The 9,440-nt window shown below is 73.1% G+C and carries 2 protein-coding genes; both read right to left on the bottom strand.

The window, feature by feature from the left end; translation table 11 throughout:
* Positions 1–70: 70 nt before the first annotated feature.
* Entirely contained in the window at positions 71–3,439 is a 3,369-nt protein-coding gene (gene fabD / locus ACFVT2_RS10600) for an ACP S-malonyltransferase (RefSeq protein ID WP_390014814.1), read from the bottom strand.
* Positions 3,436–9,438 carry an amino acid adenylation domain-containing protein gene (locus ACFVT2_RS10595; RefSeq protein WP_390014812.1) on the bottom strand — a complete coding sequence of 2,001 codons (6,003 nt, stop codon included), beginning with the start codon at positions 9,436–9,438 and terminating at the stop codon, positions 3,436–3,438. Before ACFVT2_RS10595 ends, fabD begins: the two co-directional genes overlap by 4 nt.
* Positions 9,439–9,440 lie beyond the last annotated feature (2 nt).

Raw genomic sequence — 9,440 nt, 5'->3', positions numbered from 1 at the left:
CTTGCTGCCCGGTCTCCGCACGGAGGCCGGGGTCATTCGGCAGACGAGGAGCTTGTACGTCGGGGGCGGTTCACACGGCGGTGAACCGGGCCGCCCGCTCACGCAGCAGTGCGGCGGTCTCGGCCATCAGGTGCTCGGCGACGGTGTCGGCGTGGCGGGCCTGCCAGGGCGCGAGGACGGTGCCGCGCACCCAGGAGTTGAAGGCGCCCATGGCCGGTCCGCAGTAGATCAAGTAGTCGACGGTGCGGCCGGGTTCGCCGCGTTGGGCGAGGTGGAAGCCGCGGTCGAGGTAGGTCCGGAAGGCGTCGGCCATCGTCCGCTTGGGGTCTCCGCCGGCCGCCGTGGTGGCCGCGGGGAGCGGTCCGCGCAGGAACTTCTCCTCGATCCGGGCCCTGGTCGGGGCGTCGAGGTCGGCCAGCGAGTCGTGGCGGCGCCACAGCTCGTGCAGCTTGCCGGCGCGGGCGGGCAGGAACACGCCGCGCTTGACCACCTGCGCCCGCACGCCCAGTTCGAACATCTCCGGGGCGGGCGCGAGGGCCACGTCGTGCACGTCGAGTTCTTGGAGCAGGTCCTTGACGGCCGGGCTGGTGGCCGCCTCCGGGGTGCACTGGTTGATCGAGCCGGTGAGCACGAAATCCGCGCCGAGCAGGAACGCGGCGGCCGCGGCCTCCGGGCTGCCGATGCCGCCGGCCGCGCCCACGTGCACCCGCGGCCCGGTGCCGGACGCCGCGTCCCGCAGCCGCAGCACGGTGGGCAGCAGGGTGGTGAGGCTGCCTGCGGCGTCGTACCAGCCGGATCCGGTCTCCACGCACAGGTCGTCGGCGAGCGGGAGGTCCGCGTAGCGCGCGGCGTCCTGCCCGGTCAGGGCGCCCGCGTCGACCAGGTCCGCCACGAGGGCGCGGGGGGCGGGCGCGAGGAACGCGGCGGCCATGTCGGTGCTGGACACCTTGGCGAGCACCCGGCCGCCGCTGAGCCGGTACTTGACGAGGGCGGGGGTGATGCGCAGGAAGCCGGACGCCTCGACGGTGCGCACACCGGTGCGCAGGAAGAGGTCGACCAGCGCCATCTCCCGGGCCGGGTCGGCGTGTTGGTGGAGCAGGTTCGCGCCGTAGACCCCGTCGGCGCCGAGGTCGGCGCGGACCGTTTGGAGGCCCGTCGCGACCTCGTCCAGGGACAGTCCGCCGGTCCCGAAGAAGCCCATACCGCCCGCCTTCGCGAGGCGCACCAGGAGTTCCGGGCCGGACACGCCGCCGTACATCGAGCCGGCGAGGTAGGCGTGGCGCAGGCCGTAGCGCGCGCGGAAGGTGTCGGCGCCGAGCGCCGCGGGCCGGGCCGCGCCGACGGCCTCCGCGACGACCGCCGGCGGTGCGAGCTCGACCGCGGGCGCCTGGACGACGGGTTCGTGGACCGTGCTCTCGTGGACCGCGGGTGCCTGGACCGTGATCTCGTGGTCCGTGATCTCGTGGGCCGCGGGTGCCTGGAGCGTCGGTGCCTGGAGCGTGGGCTCTTCCACGATCAGCGGCTCGGCCTCGGCCTGGATCTTGGTGACGAGCTTGCGCAGCACCGCGCCGGGGCCGAGCTCCTTGAGCGCGAAGTCGCCCTTGCCCATGAGGTACCGCACCGTGTCGGTCCACCGCACCGGCGAGGCGATCTGACCGGCCAGGAGCTGCTTCACCTCGCCGGGGCCGTACGGCCGGGCGTGCACGTTGGCGAGGACGGGGATCGCCGGGTCCCGCAGCGTGAACCCGTCGAGGTAGGCGGCGAACTCGTCGGCCGTGTCGCGCAGATAACGCGAGTGGAAGGGGGCGCTGACGTTCAGCGGCACGTAGTGCGCACCGAGCTCCTGGAACACCGGCTTGGCCAGGTCGATCTGGTCGGCGGGCCCGGCCAGCACGAACTGGGTGGGCGCGTTGTGGTTGGCGATGTCCAGGCCGGTCAGCCCGTGGTCGGCCAGCGTCCGTTCCACCGTGGCCAGATCACGTCCGATGACGGCCGCCATCCGGCCGCCGCCGGCCCGGCTCATCAGCTCGCCCCGGCGGGTGACCAGCCGCAGCCCGGTCTCGAAGTCGAAGGATCCGGCGGCGAACAGCGCGGCGTACTCGCCGAGGCTGTGGCCGACGAGGTAGTCCGGCGGCTCGGGGTCCTCGCGTTGGGTGCGGAGCCAGGTCAGCGCGCTGACCACGAAGAGCGCGGGCTGGGTGAACTGCGTCCGGGCCAGCTCCCGGCGGGGGTCCTCGACGCACAGTTCGCGGATCGAGTAACCGAGCACCGAGTCCGCGAGCGCGGTCTGCTCGGGGAACTCCTCGAAGAGGTCCTTGCCCATCCCCTTGGCCTGGCTGCCCTGGCCCGGGAATCCGTACACCTTCATGACGCCGTCCTTGGATACAGGGTGGGAAGCGGAGGGAGAGGCGGGGTGGGATGCGGAGGGAGAGGCGGGGCGGGGTGAGGAGGGAGAGGCGGGGCGGGATGCGGGGTGGGACTGGTTGCGCGGGGGTACCGCGGCGCGTACGGCGGCCAGCGAGCGGGTGTCCTCGCCCAGCGGGCTGAGCAGCGGCAACGACCGGGAGCGCGAGGCGGCGGACAGGCCCTTGCGGGCGAAGTTGTGCAGGGTGCCGGCCGGTCCGAGGTCCAGGTACTGGAACGGGCCGCGCTGCTCCAGCGCCGCCAGGGTCTCGGCGTACGCGATGGGTTGCCTGGTCGCCCGCCACAGGTGGTCGACCGTCACCCGGGCCACCTCGCCCGCGCTGGCGCAGGACACGACGGGGATCCGCGGCGGCCGCAGCGCGGTCCCCGCCATGACGGACCGGAACAGCGGCTCGCCGGCGTCCATCAGCCGCGAGTGGAAGGCGTACCCGACCGGGACCCGCTGGCACACCACCTGGCGGGCCCGCAGCGCCTCCTCGGCCGCGACCAGGTCCGCCTCGGCGCCCGAGACCACGAAGTGGCCGGGGTAGTTCCGGGCGGCGATCTCGGTCCGGTCGCGCAGCAGCGGGAGGTCCTGGTGGAGTGCCACGTCCTCCAGGACCGCGAGCATGCCGCCGCGCGGCGCGGCGCGCAGCGCCCTGGCCTGGCGGACCAGGAGCCGCAGGCACACGTCGGCGTCGAGCACGCCCGCGAGGACGGCCGCGGTGAACTCGCCGAGGCTCGCGCCGAGCAGCAGATCGGGCTCGATGCCGTACGCGATGAGGGTTTCCGCCAGGGCGAGTTCGACCATGACGATCGCCGGGTGGGTGAACTCGATGGCGTCGAACGGTTCGCCGCGGCTGCGGCCCGGGGCGTACAGGGTCGCCAGCACCGACTCGCCGAGCTCCGTCGCGGCCGCCGCGTCGAGGCGGTCCAGGGCATCGCGGAACACCGGTTCCGCCTGGTACAGGGACCAGCCCATCCGGCTGTACTGCGAGCCCTGTCCGGAGAACTGGAAGACGACCGGCCGGCTCAAGCGCGTTCACCGCCCTGCTGTTCGCGGATCTCCGCGACCCGGAACTCGCCCTCGTGGAAGACGCCGAGGCCGGGCGGGACCGGCCGGTCCGTCAGGGCCGCGTCGGCGAGTTCGCCGACGGGCCGGTCGAGACCGTCCAGCATGGCTTCGAGGACGGACTGGAGCCCGAGCAGGAGCCGGGTCGCGCCGGCGTCGGTGACCTGGTCCCGGTGGTAGGAGAGGTGCACGGTGACGACGTTGGTGGGGAACACGTCGAGGCGCAGCGGGAAGCCCATCTTGGAGACGAAGAACGCGGTGCCGGAGCGCTCCATGGTGTCCACGCCGACGTTCTGGAAGACGATGTAGCTCTCGCAGGGCAGGGCGCCCGCGGGCAGGTCGCTCCAGCCGAGGACGGTGTCCAGGGGCGTGGTCTCGTGGCTGCCCATCTCGACGAGGGCGCCGAAGAGTTCCCTGAGGAACTCCCCCGCGTCGTGGCCGCGGTCCAGGCGGGTGCGCAGCGGCAGGATGTTGAAGGCCGGACCCACCATCGTGGAGAGCGCCTCGGGGTCGGCGACCGGCGAGGAGCGGCCGGCGAGGAGCACGCCGTGCACCACGTCGTCGGACGCGGTGCAGGCGGCGTTCACCAGCGCCCAGGCGCCCTGGAACAGCGCGTTGAGCGGGAGGTGGCCGCGCTGCGAGAGGCGCCGCAGGCCCAGGGTGGTGTCCCGGTCCAGGGTGATGATCTGGCGGGCGCAGCCGTCCTCGGCGGGGCCCGCCGGCAGGTGCTTGCGGAGTCCTTCGGACAGGGCGGTCGGCTGGGTGAGGCCCGTGAGGGCACGCCGCCAGTACTCCTCGGCGGGCTGGTCCGGCAGGGCGCGCACGCCGTCGACGAACGCCTTGAACGGCAGCCGGTCCACGGCGGGGCTCGGGGCGCGGCCCGCGGCCGCGGCGTCGAGCAGTTCCTGGAGCCGATCGGTGACGATCTCGAAGCTCCACCCGTCCAGGCAGAAGTAGTTCAGGCTCACCACGACCAGCGCGGTGTCCGCGTCGAGCAGGGCGACCAGGTAGCGGAGCCCGGAGGCGTTGCCCAGGTCGACGCCGCGCTCGCGGTCCGCGGCGAGGTAGGTCTCCAGCCGTGCGTCCTGTTCGGTGCCGGGCCGGCCGCGCCAGTCGGCGAAGGTCGTCTCGGGGGTGGCCTCCTCGTGTACCACCTGTACCGGTTCCGCGAGACCTTCCCAGGCGAAGGTGGTGCGCAGCAGCGGGTGTTCGCCGATCAACTGCCGGAAGCAGTCGACGAAGACGTCCTCGCTGAACTCGGAGACCCGCAGCAGCTGCATGCGGTGCACGAGGAAGAGGCCGGGCTCGGGGCGCTCGCGCCATGCGCCGAGGGCCCACTGCTGGAACGGTGAGAGCGGGTAGACGTCGACGACGCCCGGGGCCTTCGACAGCGCGCGCAGGGTGGCACCGGCGTCGTCCGGCGCGGTGGTCGCGGGCGTCGCGGGCGCGGCGGCGACGGCCGCGGCGGCCCGCTCGTCCAGGGCGGCGGCCAGGGCGGCGACCGTGCCGTGCCGGAAGATCAGCTGCGGCGCGAACTCCAGCCCGCGCTGACGGGCCTTGGCGACGACGTGGATGGTGTGGATCGAGTCGCCGCCGAGCTCGAAGAAGTTGGTGTGCACGCCCACGTCGTCCACGCCGAGGACCTCCGCCCACACCTCGGCGAGCGCGTGCTCGGTGGGGGTCGTGGGCTCCGCGGTGGCGCCGTCGACGTCGCCCTGGTCGAGCACCGGCGGCAGCGCGTCACGGTCGAGCTTGCCGTTGACGCCGACCGGCAGGGCGCGCAGCGGCAGGAACGCGGACGGGATCAGGTAGTCCGGCACCCGGTCCTTGAGGTAGCGGCGCAGTGCGCGCACCAGCTCGGCGCCGGCGCGGTGGAACGCGGGGTCGTTCGTCAGGCTCTCCGGCGCGTGCGGCCCGTCCGGCAGGGCGCGTTCCAGGGCGAGCGGGTCGCTGCCGGTGCGGCTGAGCAGGACCGCGTAGCTGCCGTCGGTCGCGTCCGGCATCCAGGTGACGGTGACGGTGCGGCCGGTGTCCTCGCCGAGTTGCCACCACTGCTCCGGGTCCGCGTGGGCGCCGGGGTCGAGCGGGGTGTCCCGGACGAGTTCGCCGACGATCTCCTCGGCGTCCCGGTCGCGGAGCCGGTCCTGCTTGTGGTTGACGGCGGCGAGGCGGGCGTTGGGCACGCCGAGCACCGCGAGCGCCTCGGGCCGCTCCTCGTCGAGGCGTCGGCGCACCGCGGCGAGGCCGCCGCACTCCGGCCAGTCGAGGGTGACGACGTCCGTGTCGCGGTCGGCGGCCGGCGCTCCGGCGTGGAGGACGGCGTCGTAGCGGTAGCGGGTCAGTTCGTTGTCGTGGCGGCCCCGGCGCAGTTGTACGTCGATGCCGCCGAGGGACGGGCGTTCCTCGCGCAGCGCCGTGAAGAACGCGGGGTGCACGAGCAGTTCCTGCTCCTGGCGGGCCTGGCGGGCGATCCGGCCGCGCAGCCGCCCGACGGGGAGTTTCGCCGTGGCGCGGCTCAGTTCGACGTCGGTGTGGAAGGTGTCGAGGAGGGCGAGGTTGCGCAGGTCGCCCACGAAGACGGCGCCGTCGCCGGTCAGGCTGTCCAGGGCCTGGCCGAGGACGGTGCGCAGGTAGGCGGCGTCGGGGAAGTACTGGACGACGGAGTTGAGGATCACCACGTCGAAGGGCTCGTCGGAGACTCCGGCGACCTCGTCGGCGGCGCGGTGCGACAGGGTGACGCCGGCGAGCTCGGGGCGCTCGTCGATCAGTCGGGTGCGGACGAAGTCCAGGGCGGCCGCGGAGATGTCGGTGCCGTGGTAGCTCTCGCAGTGCGGGGCGATGCGGGAGAGCAGCAGGCCGGTGCCGCAGCCGATCTCCAGGACGCGCCGGGGCTTGAGGGCGAGGATGCGGGCGACGGTGCCGTCGACCCACTCCCGCATCTCCTCGGCGGGCAGCGGGTCGCCGGTGTAGCTGCTGTTCCAGCTGATGATGTTGAAGTCCGCCTCGCGCGGGTCGGCGTCCTGTGCGTAGGCCCGGTCGAACACCTCCGCCCACTGGGCGACCCGTTCGGTCATCGGGTCCTCGTCGGACTCCGCCACGGCGGGTCCGGTGTTGGGCACGACGTAGGCGACGAGTTGTCGGTGGTCGGGTTCGTGTGCGTCGTCGCGGGTGACGACGGCCGCCTCCTGCACGTCCGGGTGCTGGGTGAGCGCGGCCTCGACCTCGCCGGGCTCGATGCGGATGCCGCGGACCTTGACCTGGAAGTCGGCGCGACCGCGGTACTCGATCGCCCCGTCGGGCAGCAGCCGGGCCAGGTCGCCCGTCTTGTACAGCCGCTCGCCGGGGGCGCCGAACGGGTCGGGGACGAACCGCTCCTCGGTGAGCTCGGGCCGGTTGTGGTAGCCGCGGGCCACCTGTACGCCGCCGATGTGCAGTTCGCCGACGACGCCGACCGGCACCGGGTTGAGCCGCTCGTCGAGGATCCGGACGCGGGTGTTGGCGATGGGGTGGCCGATGGGCACGATGCCGCGGGCGTCACCGGGCACGCACTGCCAGGAGGTGACGTCGACGGCCGCCTCGGTGGGGCCGTAGAGGTTGTGCAGCTCCGTCTTCGGCAGCCGCGCGAAGAACCGCTCCTGGAGGGCGAACGGCAGGGCCTCGCCGCTGCACACGACGCGGCGCAGGTCGGCGCAGTGCGCGGCGAGGTCGTCCTGGCCGAGGAAGACCTGGAGCATCGACGGCACGAAGTGGGCGGTGGTGACCCGCTCCCGGCGGATCACCTCGGCGAGCGTGGCCGGGTCCTTGTGCTCGTCGGGTCCCGCGACGACCAGGGTCGCGCCGGTCAGCAGCGGCCAGAAGAACTCCCACACGGAGACGTCGAAGCTGAACGGCGTCTTCTGGAGCACCCGGTCGGTGCCGTCCAGGCGGTAGCGGTCCTGCATCCACAGCAGCCGGTTGACGATGCCGCGGTGGGTGTTGAGGACGCCCTTGGGCTGCCCGGTGGAGCCGGAGGTGTAGATCATGTAGGCGAGGGTGTCCGGGCCGGCGCCGTGCGCGACCGGCTCGTCGGACTCCTTCGCGAACTCCGCCCGGCGGGTGTCGAGGGCGACCACCTCCGCGTCCGTCGGGGGCAGTGCGGCCACCAGGTGTTCCTGGGTGAGGACGAGGTCCGGGGCCGCGTCGTCGAGCATGAACGCGCGGCGGCGGGCGGGGTAGTCCGGGTCGATCGGGACGTACGCGGCCCCCGACTTGAGGACGCCGAGCAGCGCGACGACCAGGTCGAGCGAGCGTTCCGCGCAGACGGCGACGAAGCGCTCGGGGCCCGCGCCGCGGCGGCGCAGCCAGGTGGCGAGCTGGTTGGCGCGGCGGTCCAGTTCGGCGTAGCTGATCCGTTCGCCGTCGAAGACGAGTGCCGGGGCGTCGGGGGTGCGCCGGGCTTGGTCGGCGATCAGGTCGGGCAGGCAGCGGTCGGCGCCGTCGAAGGTCCGGGCGGTGTCGTTCCACTCCTCGACGATCTTGCGGCGCTCGGGCTCCGGGAGCACCGGGAGCCGGGAGACGGCGAGTTCGGGGCGGGCGGCGGCGGCCTCCACCACGACGCGGAAGGCGTCCATCAGGCGGCGTACGGTGCCCGGTTCGAAGACGTCGCGGTTGTACTCCACCTCGACCAGGAGTTCGTCGGCGCAGTCGACGACGCTGATCCACAGGTCGAACTTGGAGGTGTCGATGCGGACGCCCTCGATCGCCTCGATGACCAGTTCGTCGCCGGGCTTGAGTTCCCGGGCGGGCAGGAAGTTGAAGCAGACCTGGAACAGCGGGTTCTGCGAGAGGTACCGCTCGGGTTGCAGCGCGTCGACGAGGACCTCGAACGGCACCTCCTGGTGCTGCTGGGCCCCGTTGACGACCTCCTGCACCCGGCGCAGCACCTCGCGGAAGTCCGGGTCCCCGGACATGTCCGTCTTGTAGACGAGGGTGTTGACGAACATGCCGATGAGCGGCTCGATGTCGACCTGGGTCCGGTTGGTCACCGGTGAGCCGACCGGGATGCCGCTCTGGCCGGTGTAGCGGTGCAGCAGCACGTTGAGCGCGCCGAGCAGCAGGACGAACAGGCTGACACCCTCGCGGCGGCACAGCGTCTGGAGCGCGGTGCGCAGCGAGTCGGGATAGACGTCCCGGAGGTCGCCGCCCTCGAAGGTCTGGAGGGGCGGCCGCGGCCGGTCCAGGGGCAGCTCCAGGTTCTCCGTTCCGTCACCCAACTGCCGTCGCCAGTAGTCGAGTTGGTTCTCCAGACGGTCACCGGAGAGGTGCTGGCGCTGCCAGACGGCGAAGTCCGCGTACTGCACGCCGAGGTCGGCGAGCGGGGAGGGCCGGCCCGCGGCGAACGCCTCGTACAGGGTGAAGAGTTCCTGCCAGAACAGGCCGAGCGACCAGCCGTCGACCACGACGTGGTGGGCGTTGAGCAGTACGACGTGCAGTTCGGGCGCGAGCCGGTAGAGGGTGATCCGCAGGAGCGGTCCGGTCGCCAGGTCGAACGGCCGGCGCCCCTCGTCGAAGATCAGCGCGTCGAGCCGGGCCGGGTCGTCGGTGACGTCGACCAGGTCGATGGGGACGCGGACGTCGTCGAGGATCTCCTGCCACGGTTCGCCGTTCTCGCTGGGCAGGCGGGTGCGCAGCGACTCGTGCCGGCGCACCACTTCCTCGGCGGCGCGCTCCAGGACCTCGCGGCGCAGCGGCCCGCGCAGCCGGAAGCTCATCGGGACGTTGTAGGCGGGGCTGTCGGGCACCATCTGGTCGAGGAACCACAGGCGGCGCTGGGCGAAGGAGAGCGGCGGGCGGTCGTCGGCCGGGCGGCGCGGGATGCCGGTGCTCCCCGACGCGCGGGCGGCACCGCTCAGCTTCTCCAGCAGGGCCCGCTTCTGCGGGGACAGTTGCGCCTTGCGCGAGGTGGCGAGGTCTTCGCTGGACATGG

Origin of the sequence: Streptomyces sp. NPDC058000, assembly GCF_042886435.1 — a bacterium.
GTDB lineage: Bacteria > Actinomycetota > Actinomycetes > Streptomycetales > Streptomycetaceae > Streptomyces.
The sequence above is the reverse complement of the archived record's forward strand: the minus strand, read 5'-3'. Positions and strand labels throughout refer to the sequence as shown.

Bases quoted from the DNA above. Each gene is read 5' to 3' on its own strand.
- ACFVT2_RS10595 (WP_390014812.1), bottom strand. From the start codon at position 9,438: ATGTCCAGCGAAGACCTCGCCACCTCGCGCAAGGCGCAACTGTCCCCG.